The organism is Immundisolibacter sp. (genome assembly GCF_050250495.1).
Taxonomy (GTDB): domain Bacteria; phylum Pseudomonadota; class Gammaproteobacteria; order Immundisolibacterales; family Immundisolibacteraceae; genus Immundisolibacter.
The window spans coordinates 57,551-81,523 of the sequence record NZ_JBFWOM010000009.1; the positions used below are offsets into that span (position 1 = coordinate 57,551).

Annotated in this window: 16 protein-coding genes; 13 read left to right on the top strand and 3 right to left on the bottom strand. The window is 69.8% G+C overall.

All coding sequences use genetic code 11. The annotated features are described in order from the left end of the window. Positions 1-17 precede the first annotated feature (17 nt). From AB7F93_RS08260 to AB7F93_RS08275, 4 genes are all read left to right on the top strand, one after another. Positions 18-461, top strand: coding sequence for a universal stress protein (locus AB7F93_RS08260; RefSeq protein WP_428302424.1), 444 nt, complete (start codon positions 18-20; stop codon positions 459-461). After that, positions 458-1,072, top strand: coding sequence for a glutathione S-transferase family protein (locus tag AB7F93_RS08265; RefSeq protein ID WP_428302425.1), 615 nt, complete (start codon positions 458-460; stop codon positions 1,070-1,072). Before AB7F93_RS08260 ends, AB7F93_RS08265 begins: the two co-directional genes overlap by 4 nt. A 130-nt stretch (positions 1,073-1,202) precedes the next feature. Further along, entirely contained in the window at positions 1,203-2,072 is an 870-nt protein-coding gene (locus AB7F93_RS08270; protein WP_428302426.1) for an SDR family oxidoreductase, read from the top strand. A 30-nt stretch (positions 2,073-2,102) separates the two neighbouring features. Next, positions 2,103-3,239 carry an amidohydrolase family protein gene (locus AB7F93_RS08275; protein ID WP_428302427.1) on the top strand — a complete coding sequence of 379 codons (1,137 nt, stop codon included), beginning with the start codon at positions 2,103-2,105 and terminating at the stop codon, positions 3,237-3,239. 45 nt (positions 3,240-3,284) lie between these two features. Here the strand turns inward: AB7F93_RS08275 and AB7F93_RS08280 are convergent, their stop codons facing one another. The 3 genes from AB7F93_RS08280 to AB7F93_RS08290 form a co-directional block, all read right to left on the bottom strand. Further along, complete coding sequence (locus AB7F93_RS08280) at positions 3,285-4,277, bottom strand: amidohydrolase family protein (protein WP_428302428.1); 993 nt, start codon at positions 4,275-4,277, stop codon at positions 3,285-3,287. Positions 4,278-4,314: 37 nt separating this feature from the next. Beyond that, complete coding sequence (locus AB7F93_RS08285) at positions 4,315-4,809, bottom strand: disulfide bond formation protein B (protein WP_428302429.1); 495 nt, start codon at positions 4,807-4,809, stop codon at positions 4,315-4,317. Between the two features lie 82 nt (positions 4,810-4,891). Continuing rightward, positions 4,892-5,470, bottom strand: coding sequence for a superoxide dismutase (locus tag AB7F93_RS08290; protein WP_428302430.1), 579 nt, complete (start codon positions 5,468-5,470; stop codon positions 4,892-4,894). Positions 5,471-5,814: 344 nt separating this feature from the next. Here AB7F93_RS08290 and gltB point away from each other — a divergent pair, with 344 nt between their 5' ends. From gltB to AB7F93_RS08335, 9 genes are all read left to right on the top strand, one after another. Then, the gene (gltB, locus tag AB7F93_RS08295) at positions 5,815-10,275 is read left to right on the top strand and encodes a glutamate synthase large subunit (RefSeq protein WP_428302431.1); all 4,461 of its coding nucleotides are present in this window, start codon (positions 5,815-5,817) and stop codon (positions 10,273-10,275) included. A gap of 43 nt (positions 10,276-10,318) precedes the next feature. Further along, on the top strand, positions 10,319-11,749 hold the full coding sequence (locus tag AB7F93_RS08300; protein ID WP_428302432.1) for an FAD-dependent oxidoreductase: 1,431 nt from the start codon (positions 10,319-10,321) through the stop codon (positions 11,747-11,749). Positions 11,750-11,762: 13 nt separating this feature from the next. Further along, positions 11,763-12,827: a uroporphyrinogen decarboxylase gene (gene hemE / locus AB7F93_RS08305; RefSeq protein ID WP_428302464.1), complete on the top strand. Its 1,065-nt coding sequence runs from the start codon at positions 11,763-11,765 to the stop codon at positions 12,825-12,827. Between the two features lie 10 nt (positions 12,828-12,837). Next, positions 12,838-15,021, top strand: a complete 2,184-nt coding sequence (locus AB7F93_RS08310; RefSeq protein WP_428302433.1) for a primosomal protein N' — start codon at positions 12,838-12,840, stop codon at positions 15,019-15,021. Positions 15,022-15,106: 85 nt separating this feature from the next. Further along, entirely contained in the window at positions 15,107-15,694 is a 588-nt protein-coding gene (locus AB7F93_RS08315) for an ANTAR domain-containing response regulator (protein ID WP_428302434.1), read from the top strand. Next, positions 15,691-16,917, top strand: coding sequence for a CmpA/NrtA family ABC transporter substrate-binding protein (locus AB7F93_RS08320; protein ID WP_428302435.1), 1,227 nt, complete (start codon positions 15,691-15,693; stop codon positions 16,915-16,917). The genes AB7F93_RS08315 and AB7F93_RS08320 overlap by 4 nt, the downstream gene beginning before the upstream one ends. A gap of 209 nt (positions 16,918-17,126) precedes the next feature. Continuing rightward, a complete protein-coding gene (gene nirB / locus AB7F93_RS08325) occupies positions 17,127-20,957 on the top strand; it encodes a nitrite reductase large subunit NirB (protein ID WP_428302436.1) in 3,831 nt (1,276 codons plus the stop codon). Then, complete coding sequence (gene nirD, locus AB7F93_RS08330) at positions 20,950-21,309, top strand: nitrite reductase small subunit NirD (protein ID WP_428302437.1); 360 nt, start codon at positions 20,950-20,952, stop codon at positions 21,307-21,309. Before nirB ends, nirD begins: the two co-directional genes overlap by 8 nt. Next, a complete protein-coding gene (locus AB7F93_RS08335; RefSeq protein WP_428302438.1) occupies positions 21,306-23,972 on the top strand; it encodes a molybdopterin-dependent oxidoreductase in 2,667 nt (888 codons plus the stop codon). The genes nirD and AB7F93_RS08335 overlap by 4 nt, the downstream gene beginning before the upstream one ends. Position 23,973: the final 1 nt, after the last annotated feature.

A 23,973-nucleotide genomic window follows, 5' to 3' on the forward strand; every position in this document is an offset into this window, starting at 1 on the left:
AAGAAGAGGACACGGCCATGCACAAGTCACTCGCTCCGAAGACTATTCTGGTGCCGCTGACCGCCGACCGCCCGGCGCGCCTTGCACTGCGGGCAGCGGGGCAGATGGCCCGCGAGCTTGGCAGCCGGCTGATCCTCGCCTATGTGTCCCCGGAGCCGGGGCACATGGAGCAGGTAGGGTTTCGCCTTGAAAGCATCGACCAGATTCGCAACCGGTTGGAAGGCGCGCTCGGCGCCATCATCGCCGAGGAGCTGGGCGACGTTCCGCACGACGCGGTGGCGCGCGTCGACGACGTCGGCGAAGGCGTGGTGGCGCTGGCGCGCGAGCACGACGTAGACCTGATCGTGTTCGAAACCCGCCCGCGCTCGCTGCTGGAGCGCGTATTCGTCCCGTCGGCCTCGGCGTGGGTGGTGCAGCATGCGCCGTGCGCCGTGCTGGTGCTACCGGAGGACAAGGCATGAAGCTGTACGAAGATCGGGTCGCGCCAAACCCCCGCCGCGTGCGGGTGTTCCTGGCCGAAAAGGGCATTACGGGCATCGAGGTCGTGCCGGTCGGCATCGCCGACGGCGGCATCCTGACGCCGGAGTTCCTGCGCCGAAACCCGCTGGCGCAGGTGCCAGTGCTTGAGCTTGACGATGGCAGTCACCTCAGCGACTCCATGGCTATCTGTCGTTATTTCGAGCACTTGCAGCCGGAACCGAAGCTTTTTGGAGAGCCCGGCCTCGACGCCGCGCGGGTCGAGATGTGGAACCGGCGCATTGAGTTCGAGATTTTCTGGCCGATCGCCAACGTGTTCCGGCACATCCACCCGTTCTTCAAGGGCAAGCACGCGCAGGTGGCCGAATTTGGCGAGGTGTCCCGCGCACGGGCGCTGAAGAATCTCGACTGGCTCGATGCCGAACTCGCCGACGGGCGGCCGTTCATCGCCGGCGAGCGCTTCACGGTGGCCGACATTACCGCGCTGTGCGGCATCGATTTTGGCCGCGTGAGCGGCATCCGCGTGGGCGACGAACGCCCGCATCTGCTGCGTTGGCATACGTCGGTATCGGCCCGTCCCAGCGCCAAGGCCTGAGGACCTTGGCGCCTGACTGGCGCTTGCGCATAAAATAGCCGAACGAACGTTCAGAAAATGCGGCTCCCGGCTCAAAGCCGGCGGCGCCGCCAGGCCAGGGACAGGCCGCTGCGCTCCGAGGAGGCCTTGCTTGTTCGACGACCTGTCCGCCCGCACGTCCTTTGGTCTGGACGACGACGCGCTGCGGACCCGCCCAACGGTGTTCCGCACCGATCTGTTCGAAGGCCAGACCGTGCTCGTCACGGGTGCCGGCACGGGCATCGGCAAGGCGATTGCGGTGTTGTTTGCACGCCTTGGCGCCGCGGTGATGATCTGCGGGCGCCGCCCCGAGCCGCTCGAAGAAACATTGGCCTTGCTGCGCGAGCTCGGCGCCGACGCCGACGCGATGCCCATGACCATCCGCGATCCGGAGCAGGTGCAGGCGCTGATCGTGCACACGTGGGAGCGCTTTGGGCGGCTCGACACGCTGATCAACAACGCCGGCGGGCAGTTTGCGCAGCCGGCGCTCGACATGAGTCCACGCGGCTGGAACGCGGTGATCGACACCAATCTCAACGGCACCTGGTACGTGACGCAGGCCGCGGCCCGCGCCTGGCGGGAGCAGGGCCACGCCGGCAATGTGGTCAGCATCGTGCTCGACAACTTTCGCGGCATGCCGAGCATTGCGCATTCAAGCGCGTCGCGCGCGGCGGTGATGAATCTCGCCCGCACGCTGGCCGTGGAGTGGGCACCGCACCGCATACGCGTCAACTGCGTCGCGCCCGGCGCCATCGAGAGCAGCGGCTTTGCGCAGTACCCGCGCGAGCGCTTGAACCAGTTTTACAACTCGAACCCCATGCGCATGCTGGGCGATGTCCACGACGTCGCCGAAGCCTGCGCGTACCTGGCAAGCCCAGCCGCCAAGTTCGTTACCGGCGAGACGCTGGTGGTGGACGGCGGCGGACGCTACTGGGGCGAAACCTGGCTGTCGCAGCGGCCGGAACACTTTGATCCTTATTGACACTGCGATTCCAACCGAGGAGAAGCCGCCATGACCGACACCCCTTACCAGGGACCCTTGCTGTCCGCTGACTCGCACGTGGTCGAACCGCGTGACCTGTGGCTGACGCGCATGGATGCGAAGTGGCGCGACAGCGCGCCGCGCATCGAGGCGATTGAAGGGCTCGGCGACAGCATGATCGTTCAGGGCCTCAAGCCGCGGCCGCTGGCCTTCGAGGGGCCGATGATCGAGTTCAAGGCCCGCGGCGTGGAGATCCCGAAGATCACCGATTTCCGCTACGAGGACACGCGCCCGGGCGGCTGGGACCCGGACGCGCGCATGAAGGACCAGGACCTCGACGGCGTGAGCGGGGAGGTGATCTACCCCGGTGTTGGCCTGTTCGTGTGCGAAACGCCGGACGCCGAGTACGAGACGGCCGTCTGCAGGACTTACAACGACTGGCTGGCCGAGTTCTGCGCCGCGCATCCGACGCGGCTGAAGGGCGCCGCGCTGCTGCCGGGCAAGGGGCCGATCGAGACCATCATCGCCGAGGCCGAGCGTGCCATCGGCAAGCTGGGTCTGGCGGCTGTAATGCTGCCGGCGACCAATACCGCGCAGCCCTACAACCAGCCGGTGTGGGACGGCCTGTGGGCGCGGTTGCAGGACATGGGCGTGGTGTGCACGTTTCATCTCGGCGGCACCAGCTTCCCGGCGCATATCCGCGGGCCGGGGGCCAGCGGCGCGCTGGTGTGCGGCGGCAAGTTCCAGCAGCTCGCCGAGCCCCTGAACCTCGTGATCTGGGGCGGCGCGCCGATGCGCTTTCCGCGCATGAAGTGGTCGCTGGTCGAGGGCGGCATCGGCTGGATCGCCGCCGTGCTGGATCTCATGGACCACTGGTGGCACGACCACAAGGGCTGGATGAAGCCGCGCCTGGAAGAAGCGCCCAGCACTTACTTCCGGCGCAATTTCTTCGCCACCTTCGAGGACGACCGCGCCGGCGTGCGCACGCGCGACATCATTGGCGTCGAGAACATCATGTGGGGCTCGGACTACCCGCACACCGAGGGCGTGTGGCCGTTCTCGCGCCGGCAGGTCGGGCGCGATTTCGTCGGTTGCCCGGCGGACGAAACGCGCAAGATGGTGTACGAGAACGTCGCCAAGGTATTCGGATTCCCGCTGGCGGCGTGATCCGAACGCGCCCGGCAGGCCGAGCCTGCCGGGCGCGACAAGCAACTACAGCTTCAGCAGCCGCTTGAGGTTGCCGGCGTAGATCGCCGCCTTCTCGGCCGGCGGAATCGGCAGCGCGTCGATGCTGAAGATCGTGTCCGACGTGAACAGCGCGCCGCCCTTGGTATCGAACGGCGTGTCGGTGCCGAACACCAGCTTATCGGCGCCAAAGAACGCGTACGCCGCGTGCATGCCGCCGACCGAGCCCATCACCGCCGTGTCGTTGTAGAACATGCGGTAGTACTCGATGAGCGGCTTTTGCAGGCGCGTCATTGCGTCACCCATCTGGCCGAGTGACTCGAACAGCGGGTACACGTACTCGATGCGCTTGTCGAAGTACGGAATCATCGCCCCGGCGTGGTGGGTGATGATCTTCAGGTTCGGGTGGCGGTCCAGCACGCCGGCGAAGATCAGCCGCGTCATCGCCATGCTGGTCTCGAACGGCCAGCCGAAGATTTGCCACATGGCGTACTGCGAGCGGTCCTCGTCCACGTAGTCCGGGCGCATCGGCGTGCGCGCCGGGTGCAGCCAGATCGGCAGGTCGAGTTCCGCCATCAGGGCGTAGAACGGCATGAACTCCGGCGCGTCGATGGCGCGGCCCTGGCAGTTGCTGTAGATGAGAATGCCCTTCATGCCGAGCTGCTTCACGGCCCGCTCGGCCTCGCGCACGGCGGCGTCCATGTTGTTCATGGCAATGGTGCCCACCGCCAGGAACCGGTCCGGGCGCTGGGCGGCCATCTCGGCGATGGCGTCGTTGGCGACGGTGGCGAGTTCGGCCGCGAGATTGGGGTCCGCCACCACTTCCTCGATGGGCGGAGTCGCAATCGTGAACACCTGCTGGTCGATGCCGAGCCGATCCATCATGTCGAGCCGCGGCTGGATGTCGACCATCTCCGGAATCTTCTTCGGCAGGTCGCCGAGGTAGAAGTCCTTCACCGCGGCGCTGAAGCGCGCGATGTAGGGCTTCGGCATCACGTGCGTGAAGCAGTCGATCTTCATGGGTCGTTCTCCTCGGATTTGTTTATCGAACGCGATGTCAGCGCGCGGGGCGCCACACAAGGTAAACCGACAGCGCTGCCAGCAGCGCAAACCACACCAGCGCCCACGCGGCGATGCCAAGCCCAAGGAACTGCCAGGCGTTCTCGGCGCACTCGCCGGAGCCGCGCAGCACCATGGACAGCGTTTTCAGCAGCGGAAAGTTCTGGACCATGTAATCGAGGCCCGGTCCGCAGGCCGGCACCTGGTCCGCCGGTAGCGACTGCAGCCAGACCTGACGGCCGGCGACGCCGGCGCCAAGACCGGCCGCGATGAGCCCGAGCGCGGCCAGCACGCGCGTGGCGAGGCGCCCGCGGGCCAGGAACACGCCGACCAGGGCGATCACCCCGAAGGCCATGAACGCCAGGCGTTGCAGCACGCACAGCGGGCACGGTTCGAGTCCCTGCGCGAATTGCAGGTAATAACCGAAGCCCAGCAGGCCGGCGCAGGTCGCAGCGGCAAGCGCGAACCACTGGCGAGGCGAGAGCGGGTGCATCGGCAGGCTTGAGCGGGAGGCGGACAAAACACAGGGCGCCGCAGCACCCCGTGTCGATCCGCGTCGGTCGGTGCCCGCAGGCTCAGCCGAAGTTTCGGGCCACGAAGTCCCAGTTCACGAGATTCCAGAACGTCTCGACGTACTTGGCGCGCAGGTTCCGGTAGTCGATGTAGTAGGCGTGCTCCCAGACGTCGCAGGTCAGCAGCGGCGTCTGGCCGGCGGTCAGCGGACAGCCGGCGTTGCTGGTGCTGACGACCTCAAGGCCGCCGGCGGCGTTCTTGACCAGCCAGCCCCAGCCGGAACCGAAGGTGCCGATGGTGGTCTGGCTGAATTTTTCCTTGAAGGCGTCGAACGAGCCGAACGCCTGGTCGATGGCGGCTGCCAGCGCGCCGGCCGGTTTGCCGCCGGCGTTCGGGGCCAGGCAGTTCCAGTAGAAGGTGTGGTTCCAGATCTGCGCCGCGTTGTTGAACACGCCGCCGGTCGACTTGCGCACGATGTCCTCGAGCGACAGGTTTTCGAACTCGGTGCCCGGAATCAGCTTGTTCAGGTTGTCGACGTAGGTCTTGTGGTGCTTGCCGTGGTGGTATTCCAGCGTCTCTTTGGAAATGTGCGGCGCCAGGGCGTCGATGGCGTAGGGCAGGGGGGGCAGCTCGTGGGTCATGGGGGCTCCTCGTTGCGCTGGGGGACGTGGCGACGGGCCAGTCCGGGGTCGGGATTCGGGCCGACGCGCGGCCGGCACGGCCCTTGCAACGGCTTCACGTGCAGGGCGTTGGCAGTCTAGCAGGTTGACATGCCGCTGCTGCCGCGGCGCGGCGTGAGCCTGATGGGTCATGGCAATCACGGGTGCGCAGGTTGCGTGGCGACCGAGCATTTGCACATTTGTGGGGCATAACGTCGGCGGTTAGAATCGCCGGTTCGTTCACGGGCGGGGCCAGTCGGCGCGGCTGCTCCCCCTGCGCGCGCCCAGCATCTTCTCGGTGCCGTTAGACAGAGACGTCAGATTCAGTGAGCACGAAACCCGACCTTTCCAACACGCTGTACCGCGACCGCTTCGAGCGCGATAACTGCGGTTTCGGCCTGATAGCGCACATGGATGGCGAGGCTTCGCACGAGCTGGTGACCACGGCCATCAATTCGCTGGCGCGCATGACGCACCGTGGCGCCATCGCGGCCGACGGCAAGACCGGTGACGGCTGCGGGCTGCTCATCCGCAAGCCCGATGCGTTTCTGCGAGCGGTGGCGGCCTCGGCCGGCATGGGCATCGGCGAGAACTATGCCGTGGGCGCGGTGTTTCTGAATCCGGACGCAGAGCTGGCGAACAATGCGCGCTCCATCCTGGCCGCCGAGCTGGCCTGCGAGGGCCTCGGCGTGGCCGGCTGGCGGCAGGTGCCGGTGGACCCGGCGGCCTGCGGCGAGCAGGCGCTCGCCATGCTGCCGCGCATCGAGCACGTGTTCGTGACCGCGCCGCACACGATCACCGACGAGGACTTCAACCGGCGCCTGTACTTCGCGCGCCGGCGCGCCGAGAAGCGCATCGAGCCCGCGGACCCCGAGTTCTACGTCACCAGCCTGTCGTGCCACGTCATCGTCTACAAGGGACTGGTGATGCCGGACCGGCTGCCGCAGTTCTACCCGGACCTCGGCGACCCGCGCTTCGCGTCCAGCGTGTGCGTGTACCACCAGCGCTTCTCGACCAACACCTGGCCGCGCTGGCAGCTCGCCCAGCCGTTCCGGTACCTGGCCCACAACGGCGAGATCAACACGCTCGAAGGCAACCGCTACTGGGCGATCGCCCGCGGGCACAAGTTTGCGAGCCCGCTGTTTCCGGACGTCGAGGACATCCTGCCGCTGGTGTCGACCTGGGGTTCGGACTCGATGAGCCTGGACAACATGCTGGATGTGCTGTTGTCCGGCGGCATGGACGTGTTCCGCGCCATGCGCCTGATGATTCCGCCGGCCTGGCAGCATGTGCCGGGCATGGACGCGGACCTGCGGGCGTTCTACGAGTACCACGGCATGATCATGGAGCCGTGGGACGGGCCGGCCGGCATCGTGCTGACCGACGGTCGCTACGCTGCCTGCACCATGGACCGCAACGGCCTGCGCCCGGCGCGCTGGGTGGTGACGCGCGACCGCATCATCACGCTCGCGTCCGAGATCGGTGTGCGTGACTACGCACCCGAGGATGTGGTGGCGAGCGGCCGCCTCATGCCCGGCCAGATGATCGCCGCCGACACCGAAACCGGCGAGCTGCTGTTGCCGGCCGACATCGACGAGCGCCTGAAGCGCCGCCAGCCCTACCGGCGCTGGCTGCAGCGCCACGTGCGGCGTCTGGACGACGTCGAGAACGGCGGCTTCAAGGCCGAGGCGCTGTCGGGGGACGATTTAAAGGCCCAGCAGAAGCTGTTTGGCTTGAGCTACGAGGAGCGTGAGCGGGTGCTGCGCGTGCTGGCCGTGGACGGCCAGGAGGCGGTCGGCTCCATGGGCGACGACGCGCCGATGGCGGTGCTGTCCGGCCAGGCGCGCTCGCTGTACGACTACTTCCGGCAGTCGTTCGCGCAGGTCACGAACCCGCCGATCGACCCGCTGCGCGAAACCATCGTGATGTCGCTCAGCACCAGCTTCGGGCGCAACCACAACGTGTTCGAGGAAACACCGGACCACACCCGCCGCCTGACCACGGCGAGCCCGGTGCTGAGCCGCGACACCTTCGAGCGCCTGCTGGCGGAGGGTGAGCGCGACTATCCGCACGTCAGGATCGACCTGTGCTACGCGCGACCGCCGGCCGGGCAAAGCGCTCTCAAGGCCGCGGTCGAGCGCATCTGTACCGAAGCCGAGATGGCCGTGCGGCAAGGCAAGGTCATCATCGTGCTGAGCGACCGCGCCGCCTCGCCGCAGCGTCTGGCGGTGCCGGCGCCGATGGCGACCGGCGCCGTGCACCACCACCTGACGCGGCTCGAACTGCGCTCGGATGCCAACCTCGTGGTCGAGACCGCGAGCGCGCGCGACCCGCACCACTTCGCCGTGCTGCTGGGGCTGGGCGCGACGGCGATCTACCCGTATCTGGCCTACGCCAGCATCGCCGACATGCTGGGCGAAGACGGTGCCGAGCGCGGCTGCGCCGCGTTCGCCGCCGGCATCAACAAGGGCTTGCTCAAGATCATGTCCAAGATGGGCATCTCGATCTTGCCGAGCTACCGCGGCGCGCAGCTGTTCGAGGCCATCGGCCTGCACGACGAGGTGATCGGTCTGTGCTTCGAGGGCGTCGTGAGCCGTCTGCAGGGCGCCACCTTCGAGGACATCGAAGCGGACCTGCTGTCGCTCGCGGACGCCGCGGCCACCACCCGCAAGCCGCTGGCGCAGGGCGGGCTGCTGAACTACGTGCACGGCGGCGAGTACCACGCCTACAACCCGGACGTGGTGCGGGCGCTGATCGCCTGCGCGCGCAGCGGCGATTACGAGGACTACAAGCTGTTCTCGCGGCTGGTCAACGAGCGCCCGGTGGCGACCATTCGCGACCTGCTCGACGTGAAGCCCGGCGCGGCGATCCCGCTCGACGAGGTGGAGCCGATCGAGGCCATCACCAAGCGTTTCGACTGCGCCGGCATGTCCTTGGGCGCCCTGTCGCCGGAGGCGCACGAGGCGCTGGCGATCGCCATGAACCGCCTGGGCGGACGCTCCAACTCCGGCGAGGGCGGCGAGGATCCGGCCCGTTACGGCACCGAGCGCACGTCCAAGATCAAGCAGGTGGCGTCCGGCCGCTTCGGCGTGACGCCGCACTACCTGGTCAACGCCGAGGTGCTGCAGATCAAGATCGCGCAGGGCGCCAAGCCCGGCGAGGGCGGCCAGCTGCCGGCCAACAAGGTGGACGAGCTGATCGCCCGCCTGCGCTGCACCATGCCGGGTGTGCCGCTGATCTCGCCGCCGCCGCACCACGATATTTATTCGATCGAGGATCTGGCGCAGCTGATCTTTGACCTCAAGCAGGTCAACCCGCAGGCGCTGGTGTCGGTCAAGCTGGTGGCGCAGGCTGGCGTCGGCACGGTGGCGGCCGGCGTCGCCAAGGCGTACGCGGACCTGATCACCATTTCCGGCTACGACGGCGGCACCGGCGCGAGCCCGCTGACGTCCGTGAAATACGCCGGCATTCCGTTCGAGATCGGTCTCGCGGAAACGCATCAGGCGCTGCTGGCTAACAGGCTGCGCGAGAAGGTGCGCGTGCAGGCCGACGGCGGCCTCAAGACCGGTCTCGACGTGATCAAGGCCGCCATGCTGGGCGCCGAGAGCTTCGGCTTCGGCACCGCGCCAATGATCGCGCTCGGCTGCAAGTATTTGCGCATCTGTCACCTGAACAACTGCGCCACCGGTGTCGCCACGCAGAACGAAACCCTGCGCCGCGAGCACTTCACCGGCCTGCCGGACATGGTCGAGAACTACCTGCGCTTCGTGGCGCAGGAAACGCGCGAGTGGCTGGCTGCGCTCGGCGTGCGCAGCATCGAGGAGCTGATCGGCCGCACCGATCTGATGCAGCCGCGCGCCGGCGGCACCGCCAAGCAGCAGCACCTGGACCTCGCACCGCTGCTCGGCGGCAAGGGCCTGGCTGTCGAGGGCAAGCAGTACTGCACCGCCGCCTGCAACGAGCCCTACGACAAGGGCGAGCTCGCCGAGCAGATGGTGGCGGACACGCTCGACGCCATCGAGCACGCGCGCGGCGGCATCTTCCATTACGACATCCGCAACACCCACCGCTCGATCGGCGCGCGCCTGTCGGGCGAGATCGCCCGCCGCTGGGGCAACCACGGCATGGACCACGCGCCGATCACCGTCAAGCTGCGCGGCCACGCCGGGCAGAGCCTTGGCGTGTGGAACGCGGGCGGCCTGCACCTGCTGCTGGAAGGCGACGCCAACGACTACGTCGGCAAGGGCATGGCGGGCGGCAAGATCGTGCTGAGCCCGCCGCGCGCCAGTCGCCTGCAAACCCACCTGACCACCGTCATGGGCAACACCTGCCTGTACGGTGCCACCGGCGGCAAGCTGTTCGCGGCCGGCCAGGTGGGCGAGCGCTTCGCGGTCCGCAACTCCGGCGCCGTCGCGGTGGTGGAAGGCGTGGGCGACCATGGCTGCGAGTACATGACCGGCGGCGTGGTCGTGGTCCTCGGGCCGACCGGCGTCAACTTCGGCGCCGGCATGACCGGCGGTCTTGCCTTCGTCTACGACCCGGACAATCACCTGCCCGAGCGCTACAACCCGGAACTGGTGGAGCTGCAACGCATCAACACCGAGGACACCGCCATCGCTGTCGGTTTCCTGCGCAACCTGATTCGCGAGTACGTCGAGGAGACGCAAAGCGACTGGGGCCGGCAGATTCTGGACAACCTGCCGGAGCTGCGCGGCAAATTCTGGCTGGTGAAGCCGCAGGCGCGCGAACTGACCGTGCTGCTCGACGCCGTGCGCGGGTCGCGCTGAGCGGCTGCGCCCTCCTCATCCTCCACCCGAGCACTCCGCGTTCATGGCCGCTGCCCCCAAGTCCCGCAAGAATCCGCTGCAGTTCCTCGACGTGCCGCGCCAGCTCGACAAGCAGCCGGCGCCGCAGCGCATCCAGCACTTCAATGAAATCTACGTGCCATTCGATGCCGCCCACGCCGCCCGTCAGGCGGCGCGCTGCGTCGACTGCGGCAACCCGTACTGCGAGTGGCAGTGCCCGGTGCACAACTTCATCCCGGACTGGCTGAAGCTGGTGCAGGACGGCAAGATCCTCGAAGCGGCCGAGCTGTCCAACCAGACCAACTCGCTGCCGGAAATCTGCGGCCGCATCTGCCCGCAGGACCGCCTGTGCGAGGGCGCCTGCACCATGAACGACGGCCTCGGTGCCGTCACCATCGGCGCCATCGAGAAGTTCATCTCGGAAGAAGCGTTCAAGCTCGGCTGGAAGCCGGATCTGTCGCGCGTGGTGCCGACCGGCAAGCGCGTGGCGGTGGTCGGCGCAGGCCCTGCCGGCCTGGGCTGCGCGGACGTGCTGGCGCGGGCAGGCGTCAAGGCGGTGGTCTTCGACCGTTATCCGGAAATCGGCGGCCTGCTCACGTTCGGCATCCCCGGCTTCAAGCTCGAAAAAGAGGTCGTGCAGCGTCGGCGCGGCATCTTCGAGGGCATGGGCATCGAGTTCCGGCTGGGCGTCGAGATCGGGCGTGACATCACGTTCGAGAGCCTGCTCGCGGATTACGACGCTGTGTTCCTCGGCATGGGCACGTACAAATTCGTCGAGGGCGGTTTCCCGGGCGAGAACCTGCCCGGCGTCACCGCGGCGCTGCCGTATCTGGTGGCCAACGCCAACCGCCAGCTCGGCTTCGAGCGCAATCCCGCCGACTTTGTCGACCTAGCCGGCCAGCGCGTGGTGGTGCTGGGCGGCGGCGACACCGCCATGGACTGCAACCGTACCGCCATCCGCCAGGGCGCGGCCTCGGTCACCTGCGCCTACCGGCGCGACGAGCGCAACATGCCGGGCTCACGCACCGAGGTAGGCAACGCGAAGGACGAAGGCGTGCAGTTCCTGTGGAACCGCCAGCCGCTCGAAATCGTCGCCGGCCCCGACGGCCGTGCCTGCGGCGTGAAGATGGTCAGCACCGAGCTCGGCCCGCCGGACGCCAAGGGCCGCCGCCAGCCGCAGCCCATCCCCGGCAGCGAGGAAGTGGTGCCGGCGGACGCGGTGGTCATCGCCTTCGGTTTCCGGCCGAACCCGCCGGCCTGGTTCGAGACCGCCGGTATCGCCACCGACGCCGGTGGGCGCGTGCACGCGCCGGCCAAGGCAGCCCACGCGCACCAGACCAGCAACCCCAAGGTATTCGCCGGCGGCGACATGGTGCGCGGCGCGGATCTGGTGGTGACTGCCGTCTACGACGGCCGCCAGGCTGCGGAAGGCATCCTGCAGTACCTCGGCGTCTGAGGCGGTGGCGAGCCTGCCGCCGCTGCGAAACGACCGCCTGCTGCGCGCGCTGCGCCGGGAGGCGGTGGACCGCACGCCGGTGTGGATCATGCGCCAGGCCGGGCGCTACCTGCCGGAGTACCGCGCCACCCGCGCGCGCGCCGGCAGTTTCCTGAACCTGATGCGCAGCCCGGAGCTGGCGACGGAAGTCACCCTGCAGCCGCTGGCGCGCTTCGATCTTGACGCCGCCATCCTGTTCTCGGACATCCTCACCATCCCGGACGCGCTGGGGCTTGGTCTGCACTTTGTGGAGGGCGAGGGGCCACGCTTCGAGCGCCCTGTGCGCAGCGCCGCCGACATCGACGCGCTGCGCCTGCCGGATGTGGAACGCGCGCTGCCCTACGTGTTCGACACCGTACGCATGCTGCGTCGCGAGCTCGCCGGCCGGGTGCCGCTGATCGGCTTCTCCGGCAGCCCGTGGACGCTCGCCTGCTACATGGTGGAAGGCGGCGGCAGCGACGATTTCCGCCTCATCAAGAGCCTCGCCTACACCGACCCCGCGGCGCTGCATCGCCTGCTCGCCCTGCTGGCGGAGGCGGTGGGCGATTACCTCGAAGCGCAGGCCGCCGCCGGTGCGCAGGCGCTGATGCTGTTCGACACCTGGGGTGGCGTGCTCAGCACCGCCGCGTATCGCGAGTTCTCGCTGGCGTATCAGGCGCGTGTGGTCGCGCGCCTTGCGGCCAGTGCGGCCGCCCGCGAGCTGCCGCTGATCGCCTTCACCAAGGGCGGCGGGCAGTGGTTGCCCGAGCAGGCCGGCATCGGTGCGGCGGCGCTCGGCGTCGACTGGACGCAGGAACTTGGCGCCGTGCGCGCGGCGACCGGCGGGCGGGTGGCGCTACAGGGCAACCTCGACCCGATCGCGCTGTTCGCGCCGCCGCAGCGTATCCGCGCAGAAGTCGCGCGCGTGCTCGACAGCTACGGCCGTGGGCCGGGGCACGTGTTCAACCTGGGTCACGGCGTGCTGCAGCAGACCGACCCGGAGCACGTGCGCGTGCTGGTTGACGCGGTGCATGAGCTGAGCGCGGCTTACCACGTCTGAGCGCACGCCCATGTCGCGGCTGATCCTGAAGGTCGCCATCGACGCGCCGCTGCGGCATCTGTTCGATTACCTGCCGCTGTTCAACGTGCCGCCGCCGGCCGTCGGATGCCGGGTGCGCGTGCCGTTCGGACGCCGTTCGCGGGTGGGGCTGGTGGTTGCACACGCGCCGCACGCCGAGGTAGCCGACGCGCAGCTCAGGCACATCCACGAGGCCATCGACGCCGAGCCGCTGCTCACCGCGCCGCTGCTCGACCTGCTGCACCGCGCCGCTGACTACTACCACGCGCCGCCCGGCGAGGTGGTCGTCGGCACGCTGCCGGCGCTGCTGAGAACGGGCCGGCCGGCGCAGCTCGCGCCGCCCTTCGAGTGGCGTTTGACCAACACTGCGCCTGCGCCGGACAGCGTCGGTCGCGCGCCGCGTCAGGCGGCGCTGCTGCGGGCGCTCGCCGCCGGCCCGCGCACGGAAGACGATCTCGACGCCGAACTGGAGGGCTGGCGTGTGACGGCCCGCACGCTGGCGAGCAAGGGCTGGGTCGAGCGCGCCGAGCGTGCGCCGGAACCGGCGCCGACCGGCGCGCCGCCGGCTGCGCCAACGCTGAGCGCGGCACAGCAGGCGGCGGTAGACGCCATCACGGGCGCCAGTGGCTTCCATGCCTTTCTGCTCGACGGCGTCACCGGCAGTGGCAAGACCGAGGTGTACCTCGCCGCCATCGAGTCAGCGCTCGCTGCCGGCCGGCTGGCGCTGGTACTGGTGCCGGAGATTGGTCTCGCGCCGCAGACCGAGGCGCGCTTTCGGGCGCGCTTTGGCGCTGCCGTCGCCGTGCTGCATTCCGGCCTCACCGACGGCGAGCGCCTCGCCGCCTGGCTCGCCGCGCGCGACGGACGTGTTGGTGTGCTGATCGGCACCCGCTCGGCGGTATTCGCGCCGCTGCCGCGGCTGGGATTGATCGTGGTCGACGAGGAGCACGACACGTCCTACAAACAGCAGGACGGCTTTCGCTACCACGCCCGCGACATGGCGGTGCTGCGCGCGCGGCTCGAAAGCGTGCCGGTGCTGCTCGGCAGCGCCACACCGTCGCTGGAAAGCCTGGAGCATGCGGCGAGCGGCCAGTACCGGCCGCTGCACCTGCACGAACGGGCCGGCAGCGCGCGCCTGCCGCAGCTTCACCTGCTCGACGTGCGCCACCAGCGCATGACGGGTCTCGTGTCGCCCGCGCTCGCCGCCGTCATGCGGGACGAACTGGCCGCCGGGCGGCAGGTGATGCTGTTCCTGAACCGCCGCGGCTACGCGCCGGTGCTGCTGTGCCACGCCTGCGGCTGGGTGCCCAAGTGCACGCGCTGCGATGCGCATTACACGCTGCACCGGGCGCGGCGCCTGCTGGTGTGCCATCACTGCGGCAGCGAGCGGCCGGCGCCGACCGCGTGCGGGGAGTGCGCGAGTGGCGAACTGCTGCCGCTCGGCGTCGGTACCGAGCGCATCGAGGCGGATCTGGCGACGCTGTTCCCGGACCACGCGGTTCTGCGCGTGGACCGCGACAGCACGCGCCGGCGCGGCGCGCTCGACGCGCATCTGGCCGCCGCGCGCGACGGCCGAGCAGACATCCTGATCGGCACCCAGATGCTGGCCAAGGGCCATCATTTTCCGGCCGTGACGCTGGTCGGCATCCTCGATGCCGACCAGGGCCTGTTCGCGGCGGACTTTCGCGCCACCGAGCGCCTTGCGCAGACCATCCACCAGGTGGCCGGGCGCAGTGGGCGCGGCGATCTCGCCGGCCGGGTGCTTATCCAGACCCACCAGCCGCAGCACCCGCTGTGGCAGGCGCTGCTCGGCGGCGGCTATGGCGTGTTCGCACGCGGCCTGCTGGCCGAGCGCGAGGCCGCCGGATGGCCACCATACAGTCACCTCGCGCTGCTGCGCGCCGAGGCCGCCGGCGCGCAGGAGGCGCTGTGGTTCCTCGGCGAGACGCTGTCGCTGGCGGCGGAATTCGGTCAGGCTGGTGTCGAGCTGCTGGGCCCGGTGCCGGCGCCCAGCCCCAAGCGCGCCGGCCGCTACCGCGCACAGCTGTTGTTACAGGCGAGCCGCCGCGCGCCGCTGCACAATCTGCTGCGCCGTTGGCTGCCCGCTCTCGCCCAGTTGCCGGCGGCGCGGCAGGTGCGCTGGTCGCTGGACGTGGACCCGGTCGATACCTACTGACGGGTTCGCAGTCGCCCCTCGGCGTGTGTCCTTACCCTGGCACGGCATCTGCTTAGCAAGCGGCCTACACCCACCTGCGATGCCTATGTCCCAGTCCCCCCTGCGCGTCATGCTGGTCGACGATGACCCCGAGCGCCGCGCGCTCGTTGCGGGTGCGCTGGCGGGGGCGGGTCTGGCGGTGGTGGCCGAGCTGGCCACGGCCGACGGCCTGATTCGCGCAGTGGCGTCCTGCGCGCCGGACGTCGTCATCATCGACCTCGAATCGCCCGACCGCGACATCCTCGAACACATGCGCTGCCTGTCGCGCGACAACCCGCATCCGGTGGTGATGTTCGCCAGCAACTCGGACGCCGACACCATCCGCGAAGCCATCGAGGCGGGCGTCAGTGCCTACGTGGTGGACGGCCTGAGTCCGGGTCGGGTGCGGTCGGTGGTCGAGGTGGCCATTGCGCGTTTTCGGCAGTACGCCTCGTTACAGAGCGAACTGGCGCAGGCACGCACCAGTCTTGCGCAGCGCAAGCTGGTCGAGCGCGCCAAGGGCATCCTCATGACGCGCGGTGGTCGCAGCGAAAACGATGCTTACCACGCGCTTCGCAAACTGGCCATGGATCAGAACAAGACCATCGCCGAGATCGCGCAGGGCGTGATCGATACCGCCGAACTGTTCAAATGAGCCCAACGCCGCCACCGCCCGAGCTGTCTCGCGTCCACCTTGGGTACATCCCACTCACCGACGCCGCGCCGCTGGTGGTGGCACTGGAACGCGGCCACTTTGCCCGCTATGGACTCGACGTGACACTGGCGCGCCAGCCGTCGTGGGCAACGCTGCGCGACAAGCTGGCGGTCGGGCACCTCGATGGCGCGCATTTGCTGGCGCCGATGGCTCTGGCCTGCACGCTGGGCGTGGAGGGTGTGCCGCAGCGGTTGATTGCGGCGCTGAGCCTGGGGCTCGGCGGCAACGCCGTCACGGTGGCCGACAACCTTTACCGGGACATGCAGTCCGCGTCGGCCGGTCAGCCGGTGAGCGTGCAGGCGCTGGCGCAGGTCATCGCGCGGCGGCGCGCGGCGGGCGCCGATCCGCTCACGTTCGCCACCGTCTACCCGACATCCAACCACACCTACCTGCTGCGCTACTGGCTGGCCGCGGGCGGCATCGACCCCGACCGCGACATTCGCCTCGTGGTGGTGCCGCCGCCGCAGATGGTGCAGCGGCTGCGCCAGGGCGACATCTTTGGCTACTGTGTCGGCGAGCCGTGGAACACGCTCGCCGTGCATGAGGGCATCGGTTGCATCGTCGCCACCGGCCACGACATCTGGAACAACGCGCCGGAAAAGGTCCTTGCCGTGTCCGCCACCTGGGCGCAGCGGTATCCCGGCACGCACGCGGCGCTGATCGCGGCCCTGGTCGACGCCGGCCGCTGGCTGGACGACGGCATCGATAACCGCCGCGAGGCGGCGCGCCTGCTGGCCGGCAGCGCCTATCTGGACCTGCCGCTGGACGTGGTGACGGCGTCGCTGGTCGGGGAACTCACGCTCGATCCGCGCGGCGCCCGGCGCGCGCTGCCCGGCTTCCACGTGTTCCACCGTTACGCGGCCACCTTCCCGTGGCGTTCGCATGCGCTGTGGATGCTGCGCCAGATGCAGCGCTGGGGCCAGGTCGCGCCGGCGGTCGATCTGCTCGCCACCGCCCATGCCGTCTACCGGCCGGACATCTATCGCCTGGCCGTGGCGCGCCTTGGCGAGCCCGTGCCGGCGGTGGACGTGAAGGCGGAAGGCGGGCACCGCGCCGAATGGAAGCTCGGCGAGGGCAAGGCCAGCGTGACGCTGGGTCCGGACCGGTTCATCGACGGGGCGGTGTTCGACCCGACCAGCCTTGGCGCTGATCTTGCTAAATAGATTTTCCGAGGGAGGGGATGGGTTGAGCCTCATTCCTGATCCGTGGCGTCGCGTGCGACGCCGCTGCATGGACTGATTTCTCGCGGTTGACCGGCGCCCTCGCGGGCCGGCCGGCCGCAAAACGCCGCTGCAACGACGCAGCGGTGCGTGTTCGCCAGCGTGGGTGAGCGCAAACAGGATCCCGGTGGACAGCCGGGTGTGTTGCGAGCGTGACCCCGACGAGCATGGACGAACAACCGCATCTGATCGTGATCGGCAACGGCATGGCCGCGCGGCGCGCCGTGGACGAGCTGCTGACGCGCGCGCCGCGCCGCTACCGCATCACCGTGCTGGGCGCGGAGGCGGCGCCGGCCTACAACCGCGTGCTGCTGTCTGCCGCGCTGGCGGGCGACGTGCCCGCCGACGCATTGGCGCTGCCGTCGGCGCACGATCTTGCCGCGTGCGGCGTGGAGACGCTCACCGGCCAGCCGGTGACGGCCATCGACCGCGCCGCGCGCAGCGTGCGCCTTGGCGACGGCCACACGCTGACCTACGACCGCCTGCTGATCGCCACCGGCGCCCGCGCGGTACGCCCGGAGCTGCCAGGCGTGCACCTGCCGGGCGTGATCGCATTTCGTACGCTCGCGCACTTGAACCACCTCCTGGCGCAGGGTCCCGCCGGTGGCCCGGCGGTGGTGGTGGGCGGCGGACTGCTGGGACTTGAAACCGCCGTCGGCCTCGCCCGCCAGGGCCTGGACGTGACCGTGCTGCACGCCGCGACTCACCTGCTGAACCGCCAGCTTGATGCCGAGGCCGCCGCGGTCGTGCAGCGCGATCTCGAAGCCCGCGGCATCCGCTTCGAGCTGGCCGCCCGCAGCGCCGCGCTGCGCGGCGCGCAGCACGTGGCGGCGGTCGAGCTGGAAGACGGCCGCAGCATCGCGGCGCGTCTTGTCGTGTTCGCCATCGGCATTCGCCCGCGCGTGGAACTGGCGCAGGAAGCCGGCCTCGCCTGCAACCGCGGCGTGCTGGTGGACGACGCGCTCGCGACGTCAGACCCGCTGATCGACGCGCTCGGCGAGTGCGCCGAGCACCGCGGTGTCACCTACGGCATCGTCGCGCCGCTGTACGAGCAAGCCGCCGTGTGGGCGCGGCACATGGCCGGCGAGGCCGGCGCCGTGTACGCCGGCTCGCCGGTGTCGGCGCAGCTCAAGGTGAGCGGCATCGACGTGCTCTCGGCCGGCGAAGTCGCACCCGCCGACGGCGACGCGCTGGTGCTGCGCGACCCCGCGGCCGGCGTGTACCGGCGCCTGAATCTCGACCAGGGGCGCGTCACCGGCGCCGTGCTGGTTGGCGACGTCGCCGACGGCGCCTGGTTCAAGCAACTCATCGACGACCGCACCGACGTCACCGCCGCGCGGCGCGCGCTCGCGTTCGGCCGCGCCCTCGCCGAGCCGCTGCTGGCGGCCGGCAGCAAACCGCCCGAGCCGCTGCTGGCGGCCGGCATTCCCGATTCTTCCTGTGAGGACTGCACCATGGACAAGACCCGCGTGCTCGTGATCGGCAACGGCATGGTCGGCCAGCACCTGGTCGACGTGCTGGCCGAGACCGCCCCCGACCGCTTTGCGCTCACCGTGTGCGGCGAGGAAACGCGCCCGGCCTACGACCGCGTGCACCTGTCCGAGTACTTCGGCGACAAGACGGCGGACGATCTGGCGCTCACCACGCCGGCCTTTTATGCCAGGCACGGTTTCGAGCTGCGCACCGCGACGCCCGTGACCGCCATCGACCGCGCCGCCCGCACGGTGAAGACCGCCACCGGCGACACGCTGCCCTACGACAAGCTGGTGATCGCGAGCGGCTCGACGCCGTTCGTGCCGCCGGTGCCGGGGCGCGAGCGGCCGGGCTGCTTCGTGTACCGCACGCTGGATGATCTGGACGCTATCCGGGACGCGGCGCAGGGCGCGCGCGTCGGCGTGGTGGTGGGCGGCGGTCTGCTCGGGCTCGAAGCCGCCAACGCGCTGAAGTCCCTCGGCCTCGAAGCGCATGTGGTGGAATTTGCCCCGCAGCTGATGGCGGTGCAGCTCGACGCCGGCGGCGGCGCGCTGCTGCGGCGCAAGATCGAGGCGCTCGGCGTCGGCGTGCACACCGGGCGCAACACGCGCGAGATCGTGGACGGCGAAACCTGCCGCCACCGCATGCAGTTCGCCGACGGCGGGCATCTCGAAGCCGATCTGATCGTGTTCTCGGCCGGCATCCGCCCGCGCGACGAGCTGGCGCGCGCCTGCGGGCTCGACGTCGGCGAGCGCGGCGGCATCGTGGTCGACGACCAGTGCCGCACCAGCGATCCGGACATCTACGCCATCGGCGAGTGCGCGCTGTGGGGCGGGCGCATCTATGGCCTCGTGGCGCCGGGCTACGCCATGGCCAAGGCGGCGGCGGCCGATCTGTCCGGCACGGACGGCGCCTTCACCGGCGCCGACATGAGCACCAAGCTCAAACTGCTGGGCGTGGACGTCGGCAGCATCGGCGACGCGCACGCGAGAACCCCCGGCGCGCTGTGCTACACCTACCAGGACGATCTGGCCGGCGTGTACAAGAAGATCGTCGTCGACGCCGACGGCCGGCGCCTGCTGGGCGCGGTGCTGGTGGGCGATGCGGCGGACTACGGCGCGCTGCTTCAGTACTGCCTGAACGACATCACCCTGCCGCCGCAGCCGCAGGCACTGATCCTGCCGGACAGCGCCGGCGGCAAGCCGGCGCTCGGGCCGGACAAGCTGCCCGCCACGGCGCAGATTTGTTCGTGTCATGACGTGAGCAAGGGCGCGCTGGTCGCCGCCATCGACGACGGGTGCACCACGGTGGGTGATCTGAAGACCTGCACCAAGGCCGGCACCGGCTGCGGCGGCTGCGTGCCGCTGGTGAAGTCGCTGCTTGAGGTGGAACTCAAGAAGCGTGGCCTCGCCGTCAACACGGATCTGTGCGAGCACTTCCCTTACACGCGCCAGGACCTGTATCAACTGGTGCGCGTGGGGCAGCTGCGCAGCTTCGACGAGTTGCTCGAAAAGCACGGCCGCGGGCGCGGCTGCGACATCTGCAAGCCGACCGTGGCGTCGATACTGGCCGCCTGCTGGAACGACTACGTGCTCAAGCCCGCCCACGAGGGCCTGCAGGACAGTAACGATCGCTTCCTCGCCAACATCCAGAAGGACGGCACCTACTCGGTGATCCCGCGCATTCCGGCCGGCGAGATCACGCCGGACAAGCTGCTGGTGATTGCCGAGGTCGCCAAGGAGTTCGATCTCTACACCAAGATCACCGGCGGTCAGCGCATCGATCTTCTGGGTGCGCGGCTCGAACAGCTGCCCGCCATCTGGAAGCGGCTGGTCGACGCCGGTTTCGAGTCCGGCCACGCGTATGCCAAGGCGCTGCGCACGGTGAAATCCTGCGTCGGCAGCACCTGGTGCCGCTACGGCGTGGACGACAGCGTCGGCCTCGCCATCCTGCTGGAGGAGCGCTACAAGGGCCTGCGCTCGCCGCACAAGCTGAAGTTCGCCGTGTCCGGCTGCACGCGTGAGTGCGCCGAGGCGCAGGGCAAGGACGTCGGCGTGATCGCCACCGAGCACGGCTGGAACCTGTACCTGGCCGGCAACGGCGGCATGAAGCCGCGCCACGCGGACCTGTTCGCCACCGGCCTCGACACGTCCACGCTGGTGCGCTACGTGGACCGCTTCCTGATGTTCTACATCAAGACCGCAGACCGCCTGCAGCGCACGTCCGTGTGGCTGGATGGCCTCGACGGCGGCATCGACTACCTGCGCGAAGTGATCACCGACGACCGCCTCGGCATCGGCGCGGAACTCGAAGCCCAGATGGGCCACGTCATCGACACCTACCAGTGCGAGTGGAAGACGACACTCGACGACCCCGAGCGCCTGCGCCGCTTCCGGCCCTTCGTAAACAGCGACGCGCCGGACGAGACCATCCACTTCGTGCGCGAGCGCGGCCAGCCACGGCCCGTGCGCGCGGACGATCTGCCCACCGCGGTGACGGAACATGCCTGAGGCGGCCCTTGCGATGAGTGACGAGAACTGGATCGAGGTCTGCGGCCTGGCCGATCTGCCCGCCAATGCCGGCGTCGCGGCGCGCGTCAGCGGCCGGCAGGTGGCGCTGTTTCACCTGCCGGCCGAGACGCCGGCCGTGTACGCGCTCGACAACTGGGACCCGCTCGGCGAGGCGGCGGTGCTGGCGCGCGGCATCGTCGGCGATCTGGGCGGCGCCCTGGTGGTGGCCTCGCCGCTGTACAAGCAGCACTTTCGCTTGACCGACGGCCAGTGTCTCGAGGACCCCGCCGTGCAGGTGGCGGCCTACCCGGTGCGTGTGCAGGGCGATCGCGTGTGGGTGGCCGTGCCGTGACTGCCTTGGTGCAGGCGGCGGTGCGCACCACCTGCCCTTACTGCGGCGTCGGCTGCGGCGTGCTGGCGACGCCGGACGGGCAGGGCGGGGCGGCCATCGCCGGTGATGCAGGGCACCCGGCCAACCTCGGGCGGCTGTGCTCCAAGGGCGCGGCGCTCGGCGAGACGCTCGACCTCGACGGTCGATTGCTGGAGCCGCTGATCGACGGCGCGCCGGTCGGCTGGGATGCCGCGCTGGATGCCGTGGCGGACAGCCTGCACAGCACCCTTGCGCAACACGGCCCGCAGGCGGTGGCGTTCTACGTGTCCGGACAGTTGCTGAACGAGGACTACTACGTCGCCAACAAGCTGATGAAGGGTTTCATCGGCGCCAACAACATCGACACCAACTCGCGCCTGTGCATGGCCTCCACCGTGGCCGGCCACGTGCGGGCCTTCGGTGCGGACACGGTGCCGGGCTGCTACGAGGACCTCGAACTCGCCGACCTCCTGCTGCTGGTCGGCAGCAACACCGCCTGGTGCCACCCGGTGCTGTTCCAGCGCATCCGCGCCGCCAAACAGGCGCGGCCCGGGCTGCGCGTGGTGGTGATCGACCCGCGCCGCACGCCGACCTGCGACATCGCGGATCTGCATCTGCCGCTCGCACCGGGCAGCGACGTGGCGCTGTTCAACGGCCTGCTGGCGGCGCTTGCCGATCGCGGCGTGGTGGACAAGGCTTACGTCGCGGCGCACGTGGAGGGCTTCGACGCCGCGCTGGCGCAGGCACGCGCGCAGGCGCCGGACGCCGCGGCCGTGGTGGCGGCCTGCGATCTGCCGGTGGACGACGTGGCCCGGCTCTACGACTGGTTCGCCAGTACCGAGCGCGTGGTCACGGTGTTCTCGCAGGGCGTGAACCAGTCCGCCGCCGGCACCGACAAGGTGAACGCGCTGATCAACTGCCATCTCGCAACCGGCCGGATCGGCCGGCCGGGCATGGGGCCGCTATCGTTTACCGGCCAGCCGAACGCCATGGGCGGGCGCGAGGTCGGCGGCCTCGCCTCGACGCTGGCCTGCCACCTCGACTACGCCGACGCCGGGCACCGCGCCCTGGTGCAGGACTTCTGGGGCGGTGGGCCGATCAGCGCCTTGCCGGGCCTGAAGGCGGTCGACCTGTTCGAAGCCATCGAGGCCGGCCAGGTGCGCTGGCTGTGGATCATGGGCACCAACCCGCTGGTCAGCCTGCCGCAGGCGGACCGCTTCCGCGCCGCGCTGGCGAAGTGCCAGCGGGTGATCGTCAGCGACTGCGTGCGCGACACGGACACCACGGCGTTCGCGCACATCCTGCTGCCGGCGCTGGCCTGGGGCGAGAAATCCGGCACCGTCACCAACAGCGAGCGGCGCATTTCGCGCCAGCGCCCGTTTCTGCCGCCGCCCGGCAGGGCGCGCGCCGACTGGTGGGCGCTGGCCAGCGTGGCGCAGCGCCTCGGTTTCAGCGGCTTCGAGTACGCCAGCGAGGCCGATGTATTCGACGAGTACGCACGGCTGTCGGCGCTGGCCGGTGCGGCCGGGCGGGACTTCGACATCGGCGGTCTTGCCGGGCTCGGCCGCACGGGCTACGACGCGCTCGAACCCGTTCAGTGGCCGGTGCCGGCGACGGGCGCGGGCACGGCACGTGTGTTCGGCGACGGGCGGTTTTACACGCCGAGCGGGCGCGCCCGCATGCTGGCCTGCGCCAGCCGCCTGCCGGGCACCGCGCCGGACGCCGACTACCCGCTGATTCTCAACACCGGCCGCGTGCGCGACCACTGGCACACGCTGACGCGTACCGGCAAATCGGCGCGCCTGTCCGGGCACATTGCCGAGCCGCGGCTCGACGTACACCCGACCGATGCGGCCCGTCTTGGCCTGGGCGATGGCGGTTTTGCCGACGTCGAGAGCCGGCACGGCCGTCTCGTCACCCGCGTGGCGGTGGATGCGGGGCTGCGCGTGGGCGAGGTGTTCCTGCCCATGCACTGGGGGCGGGCGTTCGCCAGCACCGGGCCGGCCGACGCGCTGGTGGATTCCGTTCGCGATCCGGTGTCCGGCCAGCCGCAGTTCAAGCTGACGCCGGTCCGTGTGGCGCCGGCCGCGCTGCCCTGGCGGGCGCTGTTGTTATCGCGCGTCGTGTTGGCGCCGACCGGAGTCGACTACTACGCCCGCGCCCGCATCGCGGGTGGCTGGCGGTATCGCATCGCCGCCCGGCAAGCGCCGGCCGATGCGGCGGCCTGGCTAAGTGCCCTGGTCGGCACGCCAGCCGGGGATTGGCAATGGCTCGACTATGCCGACCCGACCGGCGAGCAGCGCGTGCTGGCGGTGACGGGCGAGCGGGCGCAGGTCGCGCTGTTCGCGGGCGACGACCTCGACTGGCTGGCTGACGACTGGCTGACGGCGCGCTTCGATGCGCCGCTCGACGCCGCCGCGCGGCGCGCGCTGCTGGCGGGCGTGCCGGGCGTGGCGGGCGCCGACCCCGGGCGCACCGTGTGCGCGTGTTTTCAGGTGGGTATCAACACCCTCGTGCGGGCCATCGCCGAGCAGGGTCTCGACAGCCCGCACGCCATCGGCGCCGCGCTCAAGGCCGGCACCAACTGCGGCTCCTGCGTGCCGGAATTGCGGCAGATTCTGGCGGCGGCAGGGCAGGCGGCGTGAC

What these genes read in the sequence shown, in the direction of transcription:
- AB7F93_RS08260 (WP_428302424.1), top strand. Translation starts at nt 18, where the DNA reads ATGCACAAGTCACTCGCTCCGAAGACTATTCTGGTGCCGCTGACCGCC.
- AB7F93_RS08265 (WP_428302425.1), top strand. Translation starts at nt 458, where the DNA reads ATGAAGCTGTACGAAGATCGGGTCGCGCCAAACCCCCGCCGCGTGCGG.
- AB7F93_RS08275 (WP_428302427.1), top strand. Translation starts at nt 2,103, where the DNA reads ATGACCGACACCCCTTACCAGGGACCCTTGCTGTCCGCTGACTCGCAC.
- AB7F93_RS08280 (WP_428302428.1), bottom strand. Translation starts at nt 4,277, where the DNA reads ATGAAGATCGACTGCTTCACGCACGTGATGCCGAAGCCCTACATCGCG.
- AB7F93_RS08285 (WP_428302429.1), bottom strand. Translation starts at nt 4,809, where the DNA reads ATGCACCCGCTCTCGCCTCGCCAGTGGTTCGCGCTTGCCGCTGCGACC.
- AB7F93_RS08290 (WP_428302430.1), bottom strand. Translation starts at nt 5,470, where the DNA reads ATGACCCACGAGCTGCCCCCCCTGCCCTACGCCATCGACGCCCTGGCG.
- AB7F93_RS08300 (WP_428302432.1), top strand. Translation starts at nt 10,319, where the DNA reads ATGGCCGCTGCCCCCAAGTCCCGCAAGAATCCGCTGCAGTTCCTCGAC.
- AB7F93_RS08310 (WP_428302433.1), top strand. Translation starts at nt 12,838, where the DNA reads ATGTCGCGGCTGATCCTGAAGGTCGCCATCGACGCGCCGCTGCGGCAT.
- AB7F93_RS08315 (WP_428302434.1), top strand. Translation starts at nt 15,107, where the DNA reads ATGTCCCAGTCCCCCCTGCGCGTCATGCTGGTCGACGATGACCCCGAG.
- AB7F93_RS08320 (WP_428302435.1), top strand. Translation starts at nt 15,691, where the DNA reads ATGAGCCCAACGCCGCCACCGCCCGAGCTGTCTCGCGTCCACCTTGGG.
- nirD (WP_428302437.1), top strand. Translation starts at nt 20,950, where the DNA reads ATGCCTGAGGCGGCCCTTGCGATGAGTGACGAGAACTGGATCGAGGTC.